This is a genomic window from Sporolactobacillus sp. Y61, assembly GCF_040529185.1.
Lineage (GTDB): Bacteria > Bacillota > Bacilli > Bacillales > Sporolactobacillaceae > Sporolactobacillus.
The window spans coordinates 1,231,105-1,254,391 of record NZ_CP159510.1 but is presented as its reverse complement, the minus strand read 5'-3'; the positions used below and the strand labels follow the sequence as shown (position 1 = coordinate 1,254,391).

Annotated in this window: 16 protein-coding genes; 3 read left to right on the top strand and 13 right to left on the bottom strand. The window is 44.0% G+C overall.

Annotation, left to right across the window (positions count from 1 at the left end):
• Positions 1-226: 226 nt before the first annotated feature.
• From ABNN70_RS06105 to ABNN70_RS06075, 7 genes are all read right to left on the bottom strand, one after another.
• Positions 227-1,891, bottom strand: a complete 1,665-nt coding sequence (locus tag ABNN70_RS06105) for an IS1634 family transposase (protein ID WP_353949025.1) — start codon at positions 1,889-1,891, stop codon at positions 227-229.
• 353 nt (positions 1,892-2,244) lie between these two features.
• Complete coding sequence (locus ABNN70_RS06100; RefSeq protein ID WP_353949113.1) at positions 2,245-3,300, bottom strand: 3D domain-containing protein; 1,056 nt, start codon at positions 3,298-3,300, stop codon at positions 2,245-2,247.
• A gap of 178 nt (positions 3,301-3,478) precedes the next feature.
• Positions 3,479-6,208, bottom strand: a complete 2,730-nt coding sequence (locus tag ABNN70_RS06095) for an MBL fold metallo-hydrolase (RefSeq protein WP_353949112.1) — start codon at positions 6,206-6,208, stop codon at positions 3,479-3,481.
• Between the two features lie 265 nt (positions 6,209-6,473).
• Entirely contained in the window at positions 6,474-8,531 is a 2,058-nt protein-coding gene (locus ABNN70_RS06090) for an alpha/beta hydrolase (RefSeq protein WP_353949111.1), read from the bottom strand.
• A gap of 9 nt (positions 8,532-8,540) precedes the next feature.
• Positions 8,541-9,398 (bottom strand): DUF1672 family protein, encoded by an 858-nt coding sequence (locus ABNN70_RS06085; RefSeq protein ID WP_165364320.1) that lies wholly within the window; start codon positions 9,396-9,398, stop codon positions 8,541-8,543.
• A gap of 321 nt (positions 9,399-9,719) precedes the next feature.
• Positions 9,720-10,001 (bottom strand): hypothetical protein, encoded by a 282-nt coding sequence (locus ABNN70_RS06080; RefSeq protein WP_353949110.1) that lies wholly within the window; start codon positions 9,999-10,001, stop codon positions 9,720-9,722.
• Between the two features lie 14 nt (positions 10,002-10,015).
• Positions 10,016-10,864 (bottom strand): DUF1672 family protein, encoded by an 849-nt coding sequence (locus ABNN70_RS06075; RefSeq protein ID WP_353949109.1) that lies wholly within the window; start codon positions 10,862-10,864, stop codon positions 10,016-10,018.
• Positions 10,865-11,354: 490 nt separating this feature from the next.
• Here ABNN70_RS06075 and ABNN70_RS06070 point away from each other — a divergent pair, with 490 nt between their 5' ends.
• Positions 11,355-12,566 (top strand): DUF3298 and DUF4163 domain-containing protein, encoded by a 1,212-nt coding sequence (locus ABNN70_RS06070; RefSeq protein WP_353949108.1) that lies wholly within the window; start codon positions 11,355-11,357, stop codon positions 12,564-12,566.
• A gap of 477 nt (positions 12,567-13,043) precedes the next feature.
• On the opposite strand, the gene ascB is transcribed toward ABNN70_RS06070, so the two are convergent.
• The 5 genes from ascB to ABNN70_RS06045 form a co-directional block, all read right to left on the bottom strand.
• The gene (gene ascB / locus ABNN70_RS06065; protein WP_353949107.1) at positions 13,044-14,507 is read right to left on the bottom strand and encodes a 6-phospho-beta-glucosidase; all 1,464 of its coding nucleotides are present in this window, start codon (positions 14,505-14,507) and stop codon (positions 13,044-13,046) included.
• A 26-nt stretch (positions 14,508-14,533) separates the two neighbouring features.
• The gene (locus tag ABNN70_RS06060; RefSeq protein WP_353949106.1) at positions 14,534-16,387 is read right to left on the bottom strand and encodes a beta-glucoside-specific PTS transporter subunit IIABC; all 1,854 of its coding nucleotides are present in this window, start codon (positions 16,385-16,387) and stop codon (positions 14,534-14,536) included.
• Between the two features lie 141 nt (positions 16,388-16,528).
• Complete coding sequence (licT, locus tag ABNN70_RS06055; RefSeq protein ID WP_353949105.1) at positions 16,529-17,389, bottom strand: BglG family transcription antiterminator LicT; 861 nt, start codon at positions 17,387-17,389, stop codon at positions 16,529-16,531.
• Positions 17,390-18,375: 986 nt separating this feature from the next.
• Positions 18,376-18,978, bottom strand: a complete 603-nt coding sequence (locus ABNN70_RS06050; RefSeq protein WP_353949104.1) for a DUF4411 domain-containing protein — start codon at positions 18,976-18,978, stop codon at positions 18,376-18,378.
• A gap of 25 nt (positions 18,979-19,003) precedes the next feature.
• Positions 19,004-19,465 (bottom strand): helix-turn-helix domain-containing protein, encoded by a 462-nt coding sequence (locus ABNN70_RS06045; RefSeq protein ID WP_353949103.1) that lies wholly within the window; start codon positions 19,463-19,465, stop codon positions 19,004-19,006.
• 393 nt (positions 19,466-19,858) lie between these two features.
• On the opposite strand from ABNN70_RS06045, the gene ABNN70_RS06040 reads away from it, so the two are divergent.
• Entirely contained in the window at positions 19,859-20,086 is a 228-nt protein-coding gene (locus ABNN70_RS06040) for a hypothetical protein (RefSeq protein ID WP_353949102.1), read from the top strand.
• A gap of 361 nt (positions 20,087-20,447) precedes the next feature.
• Here the strand turns inward: ABNN70_RS06040 and ABNN70_RS06035 are convergent, their stop codons facing one another.
• Positions 20,448-21,860, bottom strand: a complete 1,413-nt coding sequence (locus tag ABNN70_RS06035; protein ID WP_353949101.1) for a PLP-dependent aminotransferase family protein — start codon at positions 21,858-21,860, stop codon at positions 20,448-20,450.
• Positions 21,861-21,956: 96 nt separating this feature from the next.
• On the opposite strand from ABNN70_RS06035, the gene gabT reads away from it, so the two are divergent.
• Positions 21,957-23,279, top strand: coding sequence for a 4-aminobutyrate--2-oxoglutarate transaminase (gene gabT, locus ABNN70_RS06030; RefSeq protein WP_353949100.1), 1,323 nt, complete (start codon positions 21,957-21,959; stop codon positions 23,277-23,279).
• Positions 23,280-23,287: the final 8 nt, after the last annotated feature.

The window sequence follows — 23,287 nt, the reverse complement described above, 5'->3', positions numbered from 1 at the left end:
AATCACAGGTTTGCCGTGAACCGGCAGAAACTGTTTCGTGGCAGAGCATATGATCGGGTCAGACGACGTGCCCCCCGCCTCCCTCTATAATACCTCGCAATAGATTTCCCTCTATTTATTATTGTATTGATTGAAACTCGACTTCGACAGTTTCTAGGTACACAAAAGTCCGAAAACAGGCGACAGGTAGCCTGTTTTCGGACTTTTAATTTTTATATGTGTGTATCTAGGATTTAAGGTCGATTCGACATATCTTTCGAGGGACCTTTATCCCAAGAGCCTTAATGATTTCATGCTGTTTTGCGGTGATTTCCGTCCTTTGATAGAAGTCTCCTTTTTTTGAAGAAAATTTGCCCAGAACCATCTGATCCATGGTATGTTTCAGTTTTGGCCAGGTTTCACCGGTCTTCAGTTCCGCCAGCCGAATAAGAAGCAGAGCCAGCCAGTTCAGTAAAACGTGCGTCTTAATCCGATCCTCGATCCGATGGTACATCGGTCGAAGACAGAGTGTAGACTTTAAGGTTCGGAATCCATTTTCTACAGCCATCAGGTTCTTGTATCCCAGCGCCACTTCTTCTGCGGACAGGGTATCATCCGATGTTCGAATCAGGTATTTCCCGTCATAACGCGCCGCATCTCGAAGCGCCTGCCGATTAATTCTCAGCTGCCCGTCCTTCAGCTGGCGAAGATAACGACCATAAAGCTTATGTGACCGCAGGGCACAGGCCGCTTTGGTATGCTTCTTTTCAGGCAACTGATGTAAGTCTTCCAGAGCCATCTCCAAATCACGAACCAGTCGTTCCCGCTGTTTCTTATCTTTCTCTGCTTCTTTTGAGTTGTAGGCGAGGATAAAACGCTGCCGCTTTTCTCCGTCCCCGACGACAATCTCCTTAACCTCAAGATGGTTGCGAACCTTTTGATAACGTCCCTTGCGGGACATCGCTTCATCCACAATTTTCTTACCGGAACGCATGGGCTCACCAACAATATAATGCCCTCCGGCACGCTGCAGCGTCGTTAGATTGTCCTCCGTGGAAAAGCCACGGTCCATCACACTGATCACCCGTCCCAGCTTCCAGCCAACTAAATCCTTTTTGGCCTCTTCAACGACTGTTTTATCCGCCGTGTTACCTGGCCAGACCCAGCATCGGATGGGCAAGCCTTCCTTCGTAACGGCCATGCCGATGACCACCTGCAGCAGATCCGGACGTTTGTCTTTGGAATAGCCCAGCTTTCGCAGATTTTCCTTTTCCGGAGCTTCCTGGGGCTCAACCTCAAAGTAGGACGAGGTTGTATCAAAATAGATCAGGTCGACTTCAAGATTCAGTAGATTCGCTGTCGAAAAATAAACCTGTTCCTCCAGCTGGCTGCGCATTTCCAGGAGTAAATCCATGGCACGGTAAAACTGATGGACATGTGCCTCATTGAGTCCGGGCAGTGCCACTTCATCCTGTATCCACTCCTCAAGCCCCAGCTTGCTTGTTGGATCCAGAGCTCGATTGGCTACCATAGCGAAGATGAGTCGTTCGACGTCGATATCATGTTTACGACCCGCCAATAATTCATGAATGATCTGGTCCATGCTCAGCATTTTCCAGAGCTGATCCAGTGTCCAGACTCCACCCAGCCTTTTGGATGCTTTGAAAGCAAAATCAGCCGCCTGACCAATCTCAGACTGAGCCCGCAGGGCTTCTTCAGGAGAGAGATACCTTGAAATGCTTTCCACCAGCCGACGGAGCGCGTCAACATCCAGTTGATCCTCGCGACCGAACGAATAAATCACCCTTGCTTTGGCATATTTGGCCTTGGAATCCCACTCATTTTGAGCCAGCTGCAGATAGGCTACTGTACGACCATCTTTATTTTTTCGAGAAACCCTTCGTAAGTACATGCCTATATTATATTACAGGTGAGTTTCAACATCAAGCATAGTTATCCACAGATGTGTGCCTATGGATAACTTTTGGATGACCTATTATGCACATGTGGATAATTTAAATAAATCCCTAGAACAAGGGATTCTTTTAATCGCTCACTTGAAAGATTGTGCCTACAACTGTCGAAGTCGATTGAAAATAGTTGAGAAAAATGTATAACCTGCAAAATATGGAGCATGTGGACATATCCGGAGCGGTTGCACGGATCAGATCAATCCAGCCATTCAGGAGAATAAAAAACCCTCTTGAGGCTGAATTTTTTCATTCGGCTTCAAGAGGGCACTTTAATTTATTCCATTTTATTTATTTAATGCTCCACGGTCACGTTCCGCGTCTGACGTCCAAAGTTTATTGCCTGCTGATTCGTGGCAAAATGGACATCAAGCCGATTACCTTTTATTGCACCACCGGTATCAGCTGCAGTGTACGTACCGAGACCGGATATCGTCACTTTTGATCCGAGAGGAATGACTGATGGATCAACGGCAACCACCCTGGCATTTGGATTTTCTTTCAGATTAATCCCGGTTGCCGTTGTCCCGTTCAAAGCGTAGCCGGTCACTTCAAATGATCCGGACTGACCACGCTGAACAGGCTGCTTTGTCGGCTGGGGTTGCTGAACCTGGCGCGCGGCGGGTTGTGTTTGCTTTTGCACCGGCCGGGTAGCAGGCTTCGATGACTGAGGAGCCTTTTTGACAGCCGGCTGGCTTGGGGCTGCCTTTGTCTGCTTCGTTTTATCCTGAGACGTTTGCGCAGTTGCCTGCGGTTGGGTTGCTTCCTGGTGCACAACCGGTTTTTTCTGAACTGGCTGTGCAGCTTGTTCCTTTTGAGCAGGCTGTGCGGCTGGTTTCTTCTGAACTGGCTGAGCAACTGGTTTCTTCTGAGCAGGCTGTGCGGCCGGTTTCTTCTGAACTGGCTGAGCAACTGGTTTCTTCTGAACTGGCTGTGCAACTTGTTTCTTTTGAGCAGGCTGCGCGGCCGGTCTGGCTGCAGGTTTATTTACCTGTGACTGTGATTTATTCACTTTTGGCTTGGATTCATTTACCCGGACCTGCTGAGCAGGTTCGGCTTTATGAACCGTTTGCTGCGCTTTCTGTTCCTCTGCCTTCTTTTCTTCCGCTCTGGCTGCAGCCGCTCTCTTCGCATTATATTGCTCCCAGCGCGTTGCCTTTTCTTTCCAGAGCCCATTCACTTCTTCACTCAAGGCACCACTGTCATAACTTTTATGTTCATCAGGGACGACTGGATTACTCTTTTCGGCAGGCTGCTCAGCATGGGCCGGAGTGGATCCGGCGGTCACAGGAAGAACAAGTCCTGTGGCCAGCATTATGGCAGCCATTTTCTTCATTCTGTTTCTTCGCATGAATCAAACCTCCTGAAATCCGTGTCATGCGATGAATAACACCGCTGTTTCTTTCAACACTGTTTATTATAGGAGGCTTATGTCACAGAATGATTGAAGCCGGTTTACAAAAGCAATACGAATCAATGGTTCATATTTCATCTGTAACAAACAACCTGTCGATTCGTCGTGAATCGCGCTATCGAACTTCCACAATCAGGCGGTATCCGGTCAGCTGGTCAATTTTGTCGCAGACGTGCTGCAGTTCATCTTCCGGAGGCTGGACCGAAAGTTTAACCATCACTTCGGTCTGAGCAATATGTAAGGATGGATTTTTCTTCATCCCCCATCCATCCGGGATATGCTCGGACACCATGCGAATGATTTCATTTTGTTTCGGATTTTTGGCATAAGTAACCGGCAGGCCGGTACGCCAGGAAAGTTCCTCCATATCCGTCTCGTGCCGGCGGGCTATTTCCGGGGTAACAAAATGGACTTCCATATACGGTTTACCCTGGGATTGTTTCATACTCGCCTTATACAGGGTAATGCTGCGTTCTTTAGCCCAGACGCCGGCTTCGTGGATCGCTTGATTATTTTCCAGCCTGGGCGAAGGGGTCTTTGACCGGTAGAAATCAGTCTGGTTATCCGCCTGACCCGGAACAGTCGCATGATTCTGTTCTCCTTTAAAAATCAGTGAAAACCCGGTTTCATCCTTTAACTGCTGCAACCGTGAATCCGCGTCATGAGGCCGCTTGACCGGCAGGCTGGCCGTCCGCTGATCCAGATAAACCGAGGCTGAGCCGCTGGTACCGAACAGGTCATGGATTTTTTTCTGAAGGCGGTCCACCCGCACAGAATCCGAAAAGTGAATAGACCAGCCGGTTCCCTCTTTTATACGATGACTCAGATCCGCCCGCTTTGCAGAATCGATGATGGCCGGAAAATCAAAGTACAGCGTCAGATGCTCATCAGCTGTCCCCAGTGCGTCAGCCCCGCAGCGGATAAAATGAGGATCATCACTGAGCATATTCCGAATATAGTCCATTGCTTTCGTCGCGTTCATTTTGATCGCCTGAATGGGCAGATCGAGGTGTGCCAGCCTGTTCAGGTACTCACGTGTCAGGGTATAGATGGTTTTTCCTTCATCGACTTTTCGACTGTCTTCAGGCAGACTCTGCAGGGCCAGTGCGAGCGCCAGACGCGGTTTCAGGTCATCTTCAGGCAGAACCTGTGCAGCGATTGACTCAAAAGGATAGCGGCCGTCTTTACCGTTCGCCCAGTTAATCGTTTGCAGAAAAGGACGTGAAAAAGTAAACACTGCATCTGCTTCTTCCTGCAGCAGATCAAACGAACGGTTCCAGGGACCGATCGTCTCACAAACCTGTTCGAGTGACAGGCGAACCGCCTCCCCTTTTGGTGTCCGGCAGGTCAGTGATTGCGTCTTTGGATAAAAGCCGGTGCAGAGCGCCAGCTGAAGCGCATGATCCGCCTCTTTTTTATAGAGAAGCAGTTGGCCGACTTTTTCCTTAAGCGGCTGATGACGGCTATTTTTGCCCGGAGAAAATGAACCTGTCGCCTTTGCCCGGGCTGATACGGTATATAGCTCACCATTCTCAGTCAGCACCGGATGATGACGCGGTTCGATCCGCTCATTTAAGGCAAGGCGCGCGTCATCGTCACCGTGGACGATCAGCGTCTTTGCCGGACGGACCATGCTGATAAAGCGGAGCAGCTCTCCGGCATCCCCATGGGCAGAAAGGCCGTACTTACCCACACGACATCTCACCTGATGGACGGTTCCATTCAGCTCCAGTTCCCGGCTCTCCCCTTCTGCCAGACTGAGCAGTTTCCGCCCCGGACTTTCCTCATCCTGATAACCGGTAATAAAAATCGCATTTTTTTCGTGATTGACCAGGCGTTCGGCGTACCAGACACTGGCCCCGCCAATCAGCATCCCGGATGAAGCAACGATACATGCCGGCTTTCCCTTCAGTACCTGCTCACGATCTTTCGGCTTGACCGCAATGCAGCGCCCCTCAGTTAAAAAAGCATCACCGTGCACGCGGATCCGATGTGCAACCGGTCCTTTCAGATACTGCGGGTATCGGCGGTATATCTTACTGATCGGCGTCACCAGACCGTCGACATAAATCGGGAACCGGGGGATCAGTCCGCGATCCATGTAGTCCTGCAGAATCAGCAGGACTTCCTGCGCCCTCCCGAGAGCAAAGGCCGGAATTAAGGCAAAACCGCCACCTGCAATCACTTCAGCGACATTGTCGGCAAGCCTTTTCTCTTCCGTGTTCCGGTCCGAATGTTCCCGGTTTCCGTATGTCGATTCAATAATCAGCGCATCCGGCCGGCTTGCGACGGGGACTTCTGCACCCGGTATGGTGCGTCCCGCTTTGAAGCTCAGATCTCCGCTGACCAGCAGTTTTTCTCCGTCGCCCTCGATACTGAACATCACCGCACCGAGGATATGACCGGCCCGGTGGAGCGTCACTTTCGTCTCTCCGAAAGCGATCTGACCACTTGCCGGAAAAAGCCGGACCGCGCGCAGTGTTTCTTCCATCTGTTCCTTTGTATACGGAATCAGCATCCGCGCCTCCATGCACCGCTGCGTCATGATTTTAAAAGAGTCGCGCATCATGATTTGCATCAGATCGGCCGTCGGCGGCGTCGCAAAAATCGGAACATCCGGATAAATCCGATGTATAACAGGAAGCGCACCAATATGATCAGCATGGGCATGCGTCACCAAAATCGCATCCGGCTTATTCAGATGATCCAGCATCCCGATCGCCGGCATCAGTTCCTCACCATGAACCCGCATCCCGGCATCAACGATCAGACTGGTCGCGCCTATTTGAATATGAAGACAGGAGGCACCAATTTCGCTGCCCCCGCCAAGCACACTTATTTTCAATTCTTTAAACTCCTTTGTTTGTGAGATCGCTGTTCTTTTTTTTATCATAACACAGCATGATCAGTTGTTTCCCATGACGGGGATAAAGTATCCTGTCAAAGATACGGGCAGGAAGAAGGCAGAAGTATCGTAGATTCAGAGGCAGTGCTGAACTTGCCGTAACATCGAGTTAAAAAATCGATATGCAGTAATTCGGAAGCTTGATTCATATAATCGAAGGATCTTCAGTGCGGGAGCCATTGCCTTTGTTGACGGCCATGCCAGGTCAAATCCATGTCCCTCTCCGGACTTGTTCAACCAGAGTGTCTAAATCATGTTCGATGGATTGCGCGTTGAGGCTGAGGGTAGTGATCGCCTGTGACTCGTTTTGGTTTAACTGCCAGGCGACTTCTTTAAATTGCAGTCTAATATTCTGAAGTATGCCGAGTGCAACGTGATTATAGGCAATAACAGCCTGATATTGCGTGCCGCCAAATAAGGCGGCTTCAATATAGGGCTTGAACGCATGCAAGATTTCCGGAAGATTTTTCTGAGTATAGTGAAGTACTTCCTGGAGATTTTCGGTTCGGTGAAGCAGTCTCTGCATGTCATCTCCGCTGTTATCCAAAAATCTGCGGATTCTATGATCCAGATCCGTGAACGGTATATGGACAAAAGCGGCGATGCCTTCACATCGCCTGATCTCATGTATTGCAGCCCGAATCGCGCCGCAAATAAATTGAACGGCAAAGCCTAATCCAGCCAAAAGTGACCCAACCCGTGCGTTTACTGACTGAGCGAATGCCTGATAGTTCTGTTCCAGGATCTCCCGACGGATGGCCATTCCCTGTTTGAGATAGTGTGACGACTCCAGATTCCCGCTTACCGTCTTTTCCACATGTGCCGATGCTTTCAGAGGGCTGCCCTGACTGAGCGCCTGGGCGATCGACTGATCAGCCTGATCCATGGCCTGTAAGGTTTGTTCGACCTGATTCCGAAAGCCGGTTATCTGCTGCTCTACTCTTTTTACATTTTTGCTGACGATGTGATAATGTGCTTTCAGTTCCTCGACGACGCCATCAAGAAACTCATCTGTCCCGCCACGCAGTAATTCCGGTGTCTTGTGGTACTTTGCCTCAATGATCGTCCGAACAAGATCATTCCGATACAGGGCGACCTGAGTCAAAGGATGATCGACTCCATATAATTGATCCGCCAGCCTGCCCAATAGAGACCAGACGCCGGCAAAAGCCATGTCCGTCACCCATGATCCTTGAATCCAGCGGGCTTCATCTCGAGTAGTGACCACAATGGCATGCATCCGGGTGATCCGATCAGCCTCTTCGAAGATTGGAGCTGCCGTCTGACGCATGATCCGTTCAAAGCCGTTCTTCATTTCTGTCTGCCGATCATCGAGGCGGGCTCCCTCATAATCTATCGTCTGAACTGAATGATCCAGATAACGGGCCGATTGCTGAAAATCTGCCAAAATGACCTGATCCAGCGCATGAACCAGTTTGCTCATACTCGATTTGTCCAATTTAATTTTTGGCCCCGATCCGGCCGTGGATCCTGTCAGTGTTTTGCCGGACCAGATATCTGATACAATCTGCCGGTCAGCCATGAAATGAATCTGACCATAAGAGGGCGTTCCTTCAATACCGACCGTAATCGTCTGATTCATTCTGCCGTTCTTATCAGAAACATAGCCGGTGTGATTGTTCGCCAGATAGCGCAGCCAGCTGACACCAAAATCGATCGTCACCTTCTCACCCGGCACACGATCATCATACCCGCCGGCCTGCTGTGCCAGTGTCAGCGGATCATAGTTGCCATAATAGTTGGTGATATGGCTATTTGTTTTTCCCACTGCATATTTATCCGCCACATCCTCAGGCAGCATGGCCGGATCCAGTGTGACTGAATGGACATCCTGCCTGACCGCAACATAATTGGCCAGTCCGCCACCAAGCGAATTGCCGGCAACATGATCGATGTCTCCATAAATCGCTTCCATTTCTTTGTAGTAGACTTCAGCCTGTTTGAACTGCTCGGTCACAGAATCATTTAATGCTAAATCGATATCTGTCTTAAGGTCGAGGTTGCCCTGTTCAGACTGCGTGCCTTCGTAAATGATGGAAACGTCGCCGGTCTGCAAATCCTTGACTGTGATGGCATCAAGACCGTGGCGGGCGGGGTCGTCGTAGGTTCTATTGACAACATAGTAACGATTTCCGTTAACTTTTAGTTCCTTTCTAACTTCCGGATGCTGATATACAGTAAATCCGCTTAAATACACTAAATCTTGATCATTAGTTATCTTAATTTGAGTATTTACAACCATTATCTCACCTCATTTCTCTGGCCTTATAATAATGTCATCAATGGCAGGAGTTGTCCCTTCCTCACTTTTTGCCGTCCCCGTCCTTTTCAGAATGTCATTACTATTTATAAATACGCCATAATTTCCTGGAGCTATTCCTTTTATAGATTTGAATTGTTCAATAACGGAATCAGCAATTTTCTTATCAGGAGCGGCATGCTTTTCTTTCATAAAAAAAGTTAAACTAATCAACACTCCATTTGGATCAAACGATTGTTGCTCGATTAACTGACGTAAATTTTCTTTTGAAATGTGCTGATTACTCATGTATGCTTTATACGCTTCGGGAAAATTAATGTCCATAGTACTAACATAATAATTGGAAGTTACATAGCCAGAGCCTGTATTATTTACTGCATTCTGCCGTTTACCTATTACCGGATGTTTTACTGTAATTGACTGGACAAATTGATCCAAACGTTTAAACTCTTCTTCATAGGCCATCACATAAAGCCCAGCCATAATCGCCCCTTCGACTTCTCCTTCATACGCCCAAACGTCACCGGTAACCTGCTGATTCTCAAGATCCACGGGAACGATCACTGAAGTATGAAAGTGCGGCTCACCCTTCGATTCGACAAAGGCTACAACTGCATTTTTCGCCCCTACCAGATGATGTGTCGTCACTTCGAGCTGGTATTTCTCTTTGAAAAACCGATCCACCTGTTCCACAATCTCATTTTTATGCGTTTTCGCAAAGGCATCTTCTTCTTCGCCGTTGTTGAACGAGTAACCTTGTCCGATATAGTCCTGGACAGGCATATATGGTGAACTGCTTGCTTCTTCCTTCTGCTGTGATGTATCTGGATGATCCGTGCTGTTTATCATTAATCCGCAGCCTCCCAGCGTTAAGCCTGATATCAGGATAAAAGCAGTGACTAAAAACCGTCTCCTGTGCATAATCCACGCTCCAATGTTCACAAAGCCTTATTTAGCTGTTTTTCAGTTCTGTATTTCCATTTTATCAACTTCACAGAATAATGAAATTGGTATAAAGGCCCAATTATGAATGCGCTTTCGACAAAGATGAAATTAAATCTGCATGATTTACCGGAAACAGAACGTTCTTTTGGTGACTAAGGGACTACGGCCGACCACTTTCGATACCAGGCTTTTTATCATTTCTTAATAGTCCTGTTTGTCATAATGTCATTTCACAAGATCGATATCTGTCTTAAGGTCGAGGTCGCTCTGTTCAGACTGCGTGCCTTCGTAAATGATGGAAACGTCGCCGGTCTGCAAATCCTTGACTGTGATGGCATCAAGACCGTGGCGGGCGGGGTCGTCGTATTCGGCATTCAGAATCTTGTAACGATTCCCATTGAATGTAACTCTTGAAAGATCATCACGATGTCGGTAAACAATATAACCACTGAGTTGTACTAAGTCCTGATCACTCGTTGCAGAAACTTTTACATTTACACCACCCATGATTTAGTTCACCCCTATGGCTTTTTAATAATATCGGTTTTCCCAACAATCGTTCCCACTTTATTTCGTGCCATACCTGTTGTTTTCCGAATTTCATTGCTATTTATGAATATGGCATAACTAGCCGGTGCGACTCCCTTAAACTTCTTAAATGCGTCAATAATTTTATCAGCCATTTGTTTATCAGATACCTGTTTTTTTCCCATATAAAATGTTAAACCAATACCTAAATTGTCAGGATTAAAAGGTACTTTTTTTATTAACTTTCGCAGAGATTCATTCGATATTTGATGATCGTTCATGTAAGCTTCATATGCCTCTAGAAAAGCATCATGAAAAGCACTCATATAATAATATGGAGTCGAATATCCCGAATCTTTAAAAGTCACAGCTTCTTCCCGCATGCCCGTAACCGGATATTTTTCCGCAACGGACTGGACAAATTGATCCAGCCTTTTAAACTCTTTCTCATAAGCCATCACATAAAGACCAGTCATAATCGCCCCTTCTACTTTTCCTTCATACGCCCAAACGTCACTTGTTACTTGTTGATGCTCAAGATCCACGGGAACAATTACTGAAGTATGAAAGTGCGGCTCACCTCTCGATTCGACAAAGGCTACAACTGCATTTTTCGCCCCTACCAGATGATGTGTCGTCACTTCGAGCTGATATTTCTCTTTGAAAAACCGATCCACCTGTTCCACAATTTCATTTTTATGCGTTTTCGCAAAGGCATCTTCTTCTTCACCGTTTTTGAATGAGTAACCTTGTCCGATGTAATCCTGGACAGGCATATATGGTGAACTGCTTGCTTCCTCCTTCTGCTGTGATGTATCTGGATGATCCGTGCTGTTTATCATTAATCCGCAGCCTCCCAGCGTTAAGCCTGATATCAGGATAAAAGCAATGGCTAAAAACCGTCTCCTGTGCATAATCCACGCTCCAATGTTCAAAAAGCCGTATTTAGCTGTTTTTCAGTTCTGTATTTCCATTTTACCAACTTCACAGAATAATGAAATTGGTATAAAGGCCCAATGATGAATGCGCTTTCGACAGAAATGAAATTAAATCTGCATGATTTACCGGAAACAGACCGTACTTTCGGTGACTAAAGGTCTAAAACCAGTTATTAAGTTTTCAAAAATTCAGGGGACTTTAACTGCTTTGACCCCTTCAAAACAATGTGCAAAGAATGATTCGAGTAGGGCATCTCCTGGCCGACTTGCACAGGAAATTAAAATGATGCTATGATGGATAGCGACCTTTTACTGGATTAATAGATGAGATACATAGCTTATCATTTCTTGGATGACCCATTCTCAGCCATTCATTTGTACACGGAGGCAGTTTATGAAAAGGCAGCTTTTCATCGCTTTAACACTCGCACTGAGTCTCGCTGTGGCAGGCTGTGCCCGGACGAACTGGTCCGGAGAGAGTGTGAACCACATTCAGGAACAGAAGCAGGAGCAGGATTACGAACAGAAGCAGAATCAAAAACCAGGTCCGAAAGACATACAGGAAAACCCGCGTATTGAGAAACATCATTATCGGACAAAGGACCTCGAATATCCGCAGATTGACGGAATGGTCAACAGAAATGCCCAGGAGAAAATGAATCAGAAACTCCAGACTTATGTAAGAAAAGTCTACTCTGACCGGATCAAAATTCTTTCTCAATATGAAAAAGATAAGAAAGAATTTGAACCAGACGCCGGTGCAGAATTGCCTCCGTATTATTCGACACTGAACTATGAAGTAAAATATTTATCTTCGGAGAAAATCAGTCTCCTCTTGATCAATGATATCGGTACCGGTGGTGTCCACGGAAATCCCCAGGGAACCGTGTTTAATTTCAACGTCAAGACGGGAAAAGAAGTCCCGCTTGAAGATAATTTTTCATCAGAGAAATATCTCAGTCAGGCCAGACATTTTGCCATCAGCTATTTAGCAGCTCACCCGGACAAGTATCGCCTGTACGATTCAAAATCTTTCGGTCCGGACGATATTACCAGCTACTACTGGACAAAAGAAGGCATGGACTTTCTGTTTCCACCTTATGCAGTCGCTCCTTATGCAGCGGGATTCGTCTCCCTGCCCATACCAGACTACCTGATGGACAGTCCTGATTACCGGAGTCTTGACGAGGTAAATAATAAACAGAAGCTGATCGCAGCTCAGCCATCCTTCAGCAGTTATCAGGGAAACTGGGCACAGTCTGTTGGTCCCGTGGAGCAGGTTGCAGTGAACCTCACCTTTTCGGAAGGGATGCCTGCAACGGTCAATATTAACGCCATGTTCGGAGACGAGGCCACAACGACCGGTGACATGTACGTTCTATTCGATAAAAACGGGAAAGCGAAAGCAGACTTTACCTCAAAAAGTTATACGGCGGCGATGGATGCGATCGGTGAACCCAAAAATGGAAAAGCCGTCATCACGCTGAATAACGATACCATTACCGTAACCGTCAGCTATCCTGCCGGCGGGGAAGACGGAAAACTGAAGGCGGGCACCTATCATCTGGAAAAGAAAAGTGCAGAAACTCAGGACATTATCTATTAATGTTTCAATCCATTGAAAAAGAGCATACGCTGCGATACTGTTTCATAAAGAGGACTCGACCGGAGGAGGTGATTTATTCAGCCAGTCCTGCCAATATCGTCACGTGTATGATCCTCTTTAGAGAAAAAGGGATATCCCATAAAAGGTGTATTATAAGGCTAACATAAATACGTATCCCATCGGATCAAGGGTCGGATTATGACGCACGTTTTGCTGAACCGGCTGGCTCTGCTTCTCATCAGGCTGGCGGAACTGAATACAGGTGAAATCTGGCCAAAACTGGAAATTACCATGGATTAGATGGTTCTGGGTCTGGCAACAGGAAATATATTACCCTAACACTCACATTGCAGTTATGTTAGGCAAAATGATAGCTCATAAGATAAGAAGAAAGTAAAGAAAGACTCGAGATCTGTTTAAATCAGTTCTCGAGTCTTTCTTTTTACTATCATCATTCGAAAGCTTGAATGTCATTGATTAATCCAGTTCTTCGCCATTGCTGGCAATAACCTTCTTATACCAGTAGAAACTCTTTTTACGGAGACGCCGGAGCGTTCCATTACCCATATTGTCCTGATCAACATAGATAAATCCATAGCGTTTTGACATTTCGGAGGTAGTCGCACTAATCAGATCAATCGGTCCCCAGGTCGTATAGCCCATCAGGTCGACCCCATCAGCAATAGCTTCTTTGAATTGCTGGATGTGTGCACGGAGATAATCAATACGATAATCATCATTAATGCTGCCATCCGATTCAACTTCATCCTTTGCACCCAGACCATTTTCAACAATGAATAATGGTTTCTGATATCGATCGTACAGAATATTCAACAGATAGCGCAGGCCTTTCGGATCAATCTGCCAGCCCCAGTCAGATGCTTCTAAATAGGGGTTCTTTATTTCACTGAACAGCTTACCAGGTGGCAGTTCTCCTTGGCTGGCCTGGGCAATTGAGGACATATAGTAGCTAAATGAGACAAAATCAACAATGTTCTCTTTTAGTATCCGGTCATCTTCCTTCTCTTTCTGAATATGAATCTGATGTTCTGAAAAGTACCTTTTTATATAAGCAGGATAATAACCACGTGCCTGAACGTCTGTAAAGAATAAAGTTCGTCGTTCCTCGTTCAGTGCTGCAAGTACATCATCCGGTCGGCACGTTTTCGGATAAACAGATACTCCGGCGATCATGCAGCCAATTTTGGCATCAGGACACAGTTCATGACAGGCTTTCACAGCCAGAGCACTGGCCACAAATTGATGGTGGGCCGCCTGATAGGTTTCCTGCAGCAATTCGTCATTTGTCTGTTTATCTACAATAATTCCACCTGCTATGAAAGGTCCCATCAAAATGCCATTTATTTCGTTAAAAGTTATCCAGTATCTGACTTTGTTTTTATATCTTTGGAAAACGGTACGGGCATAGCGAACAAAGCAGTCAATCACACGCCGATCAGTCCAGCCGTTATATTTTTCCGCAAGTCCCAGCGGGATTTCATAATGCGAAAGAGTGACCACAGGCTCTATACCGTGAGCATGCAGTTCAGCAAACAAGCGATCATAGAATTGCAGGCCTTCCTCATTTGGCTGCTGTTCATCCCCCTGAGGGAAAATTCTGCTCCAAGCGATAGAGACCCTGAGCACCTTAAAACCCATTTCATCAAATAGTTGGATATCTTCCTTATAGCGATTATAAAAATCAATTCCCCAGCGCTTTGGATAACGATCCTCAGATATCCCCGCCTTTGCTGCTTCAATCTGAGCATGATTTGGGCTCTTCATTTTCATTTTGGCCTGTTGATCCGGTTTTATATAAGCAACAACGTCATCTACTGAGAGTCCTTTTCCTCCTGTATCAAAAGCGCCTTCTACCTGGTTAGCTGCAATTGCACCTCCCCATAGAAAGTCTTTTGGTATTAAATTTCTGTAATCAGACATGAATGTTTTCCTCCTTTATAAGTGCATCAAATAACCAATGTCATTAACGGTTCTTTTTGGATAACGGATGCTTTGTCCGCACCGATCACATCCAGATAATCTTTACTATTTGTCACTATGACAGAAGTGGTGACATCATAACCTTCTTGTTGGATTTTCCCAAGATCAAAGGTCACGAGCACCTGTCCCAAGTCAACATGATCCCCCTGTTTGACTTTTACGGTAAAATACTTGCCATTTAAGCGAACCGTATCTATACCGATATGAATCAGAATTTCAGCGCCTCCATCTGACGTCAGACCAATCGCATGTCCGGTCGGATAAACAGCACTGACAATACCCGAAACAGGAGCCTCAAGTACACCTTCGTCAGGTACGACAGCAATTCCTTTTCCCAGTGCACCAGATGCAAAAGCACGATCGTTCACTTCATTCAATGGTATAGCTTTACCCTTCAGCGGACTGCCAACTACTTCTTTCTTAATCAACGTTTCGCCGTCACCACGTTGTATGTCCGTTATCCTTGAATCAACTGAATGATCCTTAAAACCAACAAAGTATGTCAGAACGGCAGCAAGAATAAAGGAAATCAGAACACCGATTAATATGCCTGTAAAGCCTGATCCCAGATACGTTGGCAGTGCAAGCAGACCGGGCATCGTAAAGGACATAGCTCGTGCATGAGCCGCTCCTGCGATAGCGCCACCAATACCACCGGATATCACAGCACAGATGAAAGGCCGTTTGTATTTCAGGGTAACACCGTAAATTGCCGGTTCCGTTATACCAAAAAGTGCAGTAAGAGAGGCAGATCCAGAGAGGGATTTTAGCTTCATGTCCCTTGTCTTCAGGAAAATACCCAGGGCTGCACCTGCCTGAGACAGAACTGCAGGAGCCAGTAAAGGAAGAAGTGTATCATGTCCTATTTTTGCCAGATCATTCATCATAAGTGGGACAAAGCCCCAGTGAACGCCGAAGATTACGAATACCTGCCACAGTGCGCCCATGATTAATCCGGCTACAAGCGGGGCTAATTCATAAAGCCAGGAATAGCCGAGTGCCAATCCATCACTGGCATATGTTCCAAGTGGACCAACAACAATCAAAGTAAGAGGCACCATTATCATCAACGAAAACATCGGAGTCAGAATATTTCTCAGGCTTTCATGAATCAATCGATTCAGTAAGGGCTCCAATAGTGACAGGATCCAGACGGCCAGAATAATCGGAATAACCGTTGATGCATAATTCATCAAAACAACCGGAATACCGAAGAAGGTCAGCCCTTCACCTTTTCCTGCCAGTGCAACCAGATTTGGATAAATCAGTGCACCTGCCATGACAACGGCTACAAATTGATTAGCTTTGAACTGTTTAGCCGAAGTAAATGCAAGAAGAATTGGCAGAAAGTAGAAAACACTGTCACTCGCTGCATACCAGATTTGATAGGTTCCGCTTGTGGAAGACATCCAGCCGACCGCAACAAACAACGCAAGCAGTCCTTTCAGAATACCAGCACCAGCCAGTGCACCGAGGAACGGAGTAAATATCCCAGAAATAATGTCTATTGCTTTTCCAAAAATATTTTCTTTGTCATCGTTTTCACTCAATTCATGACCGGTAGATTCATCACCCAAATGTGAATTCTCCATAATAGCATCAAAAACTTTTCCTACTGAGTTACCGATAACAACTTGAAACTGTCCGCCGCTTTCAACAACGGTGATCACGCCTTCAATTTGCTCAACCTCATCTTTCTTTACCTTAGATGTATTTTTTAGTTTGAAGCGAAGTCTCGTTGCACAATGGATGAGCGATTTGACATTTTTTTCACCACCAACAGCTTGAAGAATTTCTTCCCCTGTTTTTCTAAAGTCCATTGTTATGCCTCCCTTGTTGATCATTTCATCTATAGAAAAAAGAAAAACCCAGATTAATGCAGATTCATGGTCTGCAAATAACCCGGGTTTTGCCTGCCTTACCAGTAACAATCCCAAAATTCATTCTTTTATAGAAGGACATTATGTTTTTGATTCCAATCGTTTTCTCCTGTCTGTTACTCGATGAATATGAATGGTTAAATAGATCTGTTCATCAATGGAGATATCAAAATCAAATGACCTTTTAAAATAGGCTTTTATGCGATTCGTGCAACTATATGCATCCGGATACTTCTTTTTAACCTGTTCATGCAGAAAATCATCACCGTCTGATTGAATCTGTTCTCTATGAAACAGTCGCTGATTAAAAAAACGAAGATGCGTTACAAAGCGCTCGTAATTTAAACTATTTTCATCTAACTCTGTATGAAAATAATATTTGACAATGTTTAAAATATCATTGGTGATGCCAGTCATTTCCATTGTTTGCTGCATCCTCTGCCCTTCGATCTGTGCATTGACAAAGTGCAGAGCAATGAATCCCGCCTCATCTTCAGGTAGCTGTTCTCCCGTCCGACGCTTAATAATATCCAGTGCAGTAACTCCTGCTGCAAATTCATCTTTATAGAATTTCTTAATTTCCCAGATCAGAGCATTTCTCATGTCAATATGTTCCCTGTGTCGTCTCAATGCAAAACTGATATGATCAGTCAACGTCAGATAGATATACTTACTAAACTGCGCGCCAAGAGCGGATTGCGCATATCGAATGATCTCATCAGCAATTTCAAAATACCCGGCGGGGATCTCATTTAGAAGTTGCTCAAAGGTACGAGACCATTCATTCTTTTCCAGAATAAAAGTTTTTTCAATTTTAGATGTATCTACCTCCTCGTCCGCTCTTTTCTTAAAAGCGATCCCTCTTCCCATCACAACTTTTTCAACATGCTTATCATTTTCAGCGAGAAGAACGTTGTTATTATAAATTTTTTTGATTCGCATCTGTGATCTCCGCCTTTTTTCTGATCAGCACCTATAAAAATAACCCAAAGCTATACCATAGTCTCGCTATACATAGCGAGTGAATCAGGTATCTCTTCAGGTTTTGCCTGTGTCTCGCAAAACACAGTAACAATCCTATTTATTCAACAATTTGAGTATATCATAGGTGGAAAGCGTTTGCAACAATTTTTAAACATATGCTCTTTCCTCAATTCTTCGTATCCACTGACTGATCCGTTCCTGTTTGAGTAGTTCTCTTGATATAGGCAGCAGTCGTGGTACGTCGTAATCCCTGCTCATTGTCACGGCAACAAATTTGTCAAGCGTCACCGATTATCCAGCGCGCAAATGAAAACTGAAAGATTGCGGCGTATAAAGCTTTTTCTGGCTGCTTTGCAACTCTATGCAAGGGCATCCGTATGAATGCACATCAACGCGGAAACCGTGAACACTGGCGTACCAAAAGCATTGTCGATCATCCGAACAGTCAGGTTGATTAATCACGTCCGGATAACCTGCCCGCCCAAATACCCCTGGGAATTAAATGATTAACTGGATACCTCATCTCTTTTTTATTATAGATACTCTTGAGTTATTCAGATTATATTTGATAAAGTTTAAGAACGGTATAATAAATGAGAAATTGCTGGAATTGATCTTTCTTATTTTCACTTCTATCCTGCATTCCCGGAAAATTATACCAGGAAGTACAAAAAGCGCATCAGAAAAGGATTTCTAATACAATGGTCTTTTTCCCATTGGTATAATTATGCTGGTTACTATTTGCCAAAGATGCCTTAATATCAGGGATTATCAGAACCTTGGTATAAAAGCACAGGAATTCAGGTTCTATCTTCATAGTGACCGGAGTAAAAGCCTAATTCCTCTCATTTAAAAATATACTGGGAAACTCGGCTGTAGTCCCTTTTCCAACATAAAAAAGCGCCCATATTGGCGGGCCGTGAAAAAATACTGTTTTTATATTACTAATCTTTGGCTAAGTATTTAAAATTTGAATATAAGTGTTTAAATTCTTCATCATTTAATATTTTATGTATTAACGTATTGGATATGTGGACAAATTCTCCTCTTAGTAGATCATATAATCTATCTTCATCGTATTCAAATAGGAACACATAAAAAAGAAAGTCCTTAATATTTGCGGTGACGAGAATACTATCTTCACGCCAGGCGGAATATAGAATATTGGCATCGTTAATCCCTCCATATTCAATTTTGTATTGAGGGAGTTCAGTGCTAATATCCTCACTATAATGTGCTTTAACAAAGGATTCCATCAATCTAATGGTATGTTCTATTTCTCTGTTACATTTATCTACAGAAGTAACAGTATTTTTCAACAAACGTCTAATCATTTCTGTTTCACGATTAGGCAAATTATAGAATTGAACTTCTAACTCATATCTAACTTGTTTTGGTGTGAGGAGATTGGCCCGATAATCTTTAACTTCTGATAAAATCAGCCACCAAAATCGCCTGTTGGCCCTTTTATATTGCTGAGCAGAATTTCTACTTGCCATATGCCTAAATACATCGGTATCCAGGGTGTATAATTTCACTTCACTCATCTGTGGCCCGTCCATCCTGCTCAGCTTACTTCTCTTCCAGCCCGTCAAGCATTACTTCAGCCATTTTTATATTTTTTTCATTGTCAACTTTTCTCTGTGTAACATATCTATTCCAGTTTGGATGTCCTGCAAATTGTGAGGCTTCGATCAGCCAATTACCATGATTTTTGAATCTTTGGTGAGCTTTAATATGACCATCAGCGCAATATCTTCTGACCATTTGAGGAGAAATATCCAGCATCATAGCAACATCTCTGACAGGAAGGAATCTGGGAATGTTTTCATCAGCCAGCTGTTTATTAAATACTTCATCTTTTTCAACATCAGAAAGCCTATTGAAATACTGTCTTTTTAGGGTATCCAGCTCTCTAATGATCTTACAAAGTTTCATATAATCATGTACGGGCTGAGAAGAATAAAGATTCTCCCTGTCTTCTGCAGAAGAATTTATAACACGATCAAGTACTGCACTGATTTCTTTCGCCATATTTGTCACCCCTCTCTTCACTTCCATTTTATCATATCAGAAACTAAAGAAACAATGGAAACAAGTGAAACTACAATATTTTATACACTTTATTCTATTTTTATTCCTTACATTCATTGTAATGGCTACGTCCGGCAACTGATTCATGAGATCATTCACTTGAAGAACAGCACCATTTTAAACAATTCCGAATTCATATATAACAACGGCCAGAACATCCTCTACACATCCGGACAGAATGACTGAAAGGAAAAACTTTCCGATGGATAAGTCGCAGGCACAGCCTAAAGTTCCTTACCCAGAACAGTACAAGCAGCTTAGCTTTCCTCCATTGAAATTGATGTTGAAAAGGCGTATAGAGTTAAGTACACTAAGAAAAAAGAGAGTGTTGAAATGACTATTCGTCAACCTACTGAAAAGGAAATGTTGATTCAAGATATTTTAGATTTGACGGATGAACAGGCTAAGGGATTTCGTAAACAATTGAACGAATATAGAAAATCACTGCTTCCTTACGAGGACGAGATCTTGACTAAAGAGGAAGAACAGGCTTTAAAAGAATCTGAAAAAGGTAATGCTAAAAAGTATTCTTACGACGAGATTTTCGGCAAAGATGATTAATGAACAATGTATACCATTAAGATCGAAAAACCAGCATATAAACTTATCATGAAAGTGAACCGACAAAGTAAAAGTCCAAGAAAGCCATTGACAGTTTACGTAAAAATTCTTATGAAATGGCTAACGTCAAAAAGTTAAAAGGCCATGTGCGGAGAAAACATCTGATTAAACAGCAAAGCCTCGTGAACAGTTCTGAATATGGCTGATTCACGCTGATTCACCAGGCTTCTTTTTGCAGGCAGATGCTCGTTTACTATCATATCATTTCTGAGGCTTGTACTTACTGTTTCAGCTAATACATTGAAAGCAGAAAGCACCTGTGTTCATCCCCACCTCAGAAGATCCTGCTCATTCGTCGAACCTATTCCATCATCGCCCGATAGAGACGCTCAACACCTTCCTCGATTCTCTCTGCCGACAGATCGGCAAATCCTATGATAAACTGTTTTTTAACAGGTATTTTCGGATTCAGACGGCACCGGCGAATGCTGTATAATTCAATTTTCTCCTCCTGTGCCCTTTTCATAACTTCATCTATGGTTTTTCTGGTATCAAAGGTAGTCAGAAAATGGAGACCGGCATTTTCTCCATGTATTTTTATGTTATCACCAAATTTTTTGTTTAATGTCTTGATCAGTTTGATCCTCCGTTCTGAGTAAACTTGTTTCATTTTCTTTATATGTTTCTGATATTCTCCCGAATCAATAAATTGTCTCAAAGTCATTTGAGTCAGAACACTGCTTGTCTGCAGTAAAAAGTTTTGTGTCTTTCTGTATTTTTTTAACAGCTTTTGGGGCAGGATCATATAGCTGATCCTAAATCCGGGAAGTAATGATTTTGAAAACGTACCAAAATAAATAACTTTTTCATAAGTGTCCAGACCCTGGAGCGATGGAATGACATTGGTTTCATACTTAAATTCACTGTCATAATCATCTTCAATAATATATCTATCTTCATCCTGTGATGCCCAGTTTAATAGCTGAATCCGTCGTGATACCGGCATGATAATGCCCGTCGGGAACTGGTGAGAGGGCGTGATATACAAAACATTTAAATCTTTATTTTTGATTTTGCTGATATCAATGCCCTTGTTATCAAGCTGGATAGTTGAAACGTCAAGATGCATCAATTTCAACAATTGATAGATCCTGTTATATCCGGGTTCTTCCATCGCATATTTCGTATTTATCGGAAATATGTGGCAAAGCACCTGGATTAAAGACTGTGTACCACCCCCGATAATAATTTGTTCTGGGTAACATTTAACCCCACGAGTAATCGACAGCAGCCTGCAAATGGAACGACGTACTGAATAAACCCCCTGCGATATAAGAGAGGAATTATCAACCAGTCCTGCTTTACTGGAATTAAGTGCTTTGTGTGTACAATTTAACCAACTGTCATACGGAAAAAGAGATTTATCCGCAGACATATGTGAGAAAGAAATCCAGTCTTCATCCGGTATACCCTTTTCCGTAAGATCTGGATCCAGTGGGTTCAACGTATTGTCAGACAACGGGATGGTGTCCAGCTTCTCAACATAAAATCCGCTTCTTTCAATAGAATAAATATATCCTTCTGCAAGCAGTTGCTGATAAGCTCCATTTACAGAGTTTATGCTGACATTCAAGCGCCCGGCCATCTCACGTTTTGATGGTAATTTTTCATCCGGAAGAAAATGATGCATCAGAATCTCTTTCTTCAATTGTTTATAAATCTGTCGATAGATATAGTTGTGTGTATTTCTTGAATTAACTGTTACTTTAAGCAAATCATCATTCGCTCCTGATACCTAAGTTTTTTGAATTTTGATACTATACATAATACCAGAAATTAATCAAAATATCTATTAAAGGAGCGATGATTCATGGGAATTAGAACAATTCAAGATATCTCGACTGAGGAATGGCAAACGAAGAGAGAGCGCTATGTCGCTGGGGCAGTTGGAAACGGAAACCGTCACATTGCAGCAAAAGCAAAAGGATCCATCATTACAGATATTGACGGCAGAGAATTTATCGATTTTGCAGGAGCTATCGGTGTTCAAAACGTAGGGCACTGTCATCCAAAAGTTGTAGCAGCGGTTAAGAAGCAGTTGGATGATTACATCCATCCAGGTTTTAACGTCATTATGTATCCATCCTATATCGAATTGTGCGAGAAATTGTGCGAAATCACTCCGGGAACCTTTGCAAAAAAAGCGTTGTTACTCAACTCCGGAGCTGAAGCTGTTGAAAATGCGGTCAAAATAGCCCGCCGTTATACCGGCCGTCAAGCCGTCGTATCATTTGACCGAGCCTTCCATGGACGGACCAATCTTACGATGAGCATGACCAGTAAGGTCAAGCCTTATAAATTAGGCTTCGGCCCCTTCACGTCAGAAACCTATCATGCGCCCTTTCCTTACTATTACCGTAAACCGGCAGGATTAAGTGATGCTGAATACGATGATAAAATCATTGAAAAGTTCAAAAATTTCTTTGTCAGCGTCGTCGCCCCGGAATCAACAGCCTGCATCATTATGGAGCCCGTTCAGGGAGAAGGCGGTTTTATTATTCCTTCAAAGAGATTCGTAACATTTGTCCGTAATTTCTGTACCGAACATGACATCGTATTTATTGCTGATGAGATTCAGGCCGGATTTGCCCGTACAGGTAAACTGTTTGCGATCGAACATTTCGATGTGGCACCGGACTTAATGACCGTTTCCAAGTCACTTGCAGCTGGTTTCCCGCTTAGTGGCGTAGTCGGAAAAGCGGAAATAATAGATGCCTGCGACATTAAGGGATCACTGGGTGGTACTTATTGCGGCAGTCCGGTATCCTGTACAGCCGCCCTGGAGGTCATCAAGATTATTGATGAAGAGCATTTGACAGATGTGGCTGAAAAAATCGGAGCAGCTTTTGAAAAAAGAGCAAGAGAATGGGCCAGTATCTATTCCTTTATCGGAGACGTACGCCGTCTTGGTGCAATGGCCGCTATTGAATTCGTTAAAGATAAGAAAACAAAAGAACCCGATAGTGACCGAACGGGGAAAATTGTTAAATACGCAAATGAACATGGCTTGCTCCTGCTAAATGCCGGTATGTACGGAAACTGCATCCGATTCCTGTCACCACTGACGATCACGGCAGAACAACTGCAAAAGGGTATGGATATTATTGAGGAAGGAATCACTCAGGTAAAATAATTTCTGAA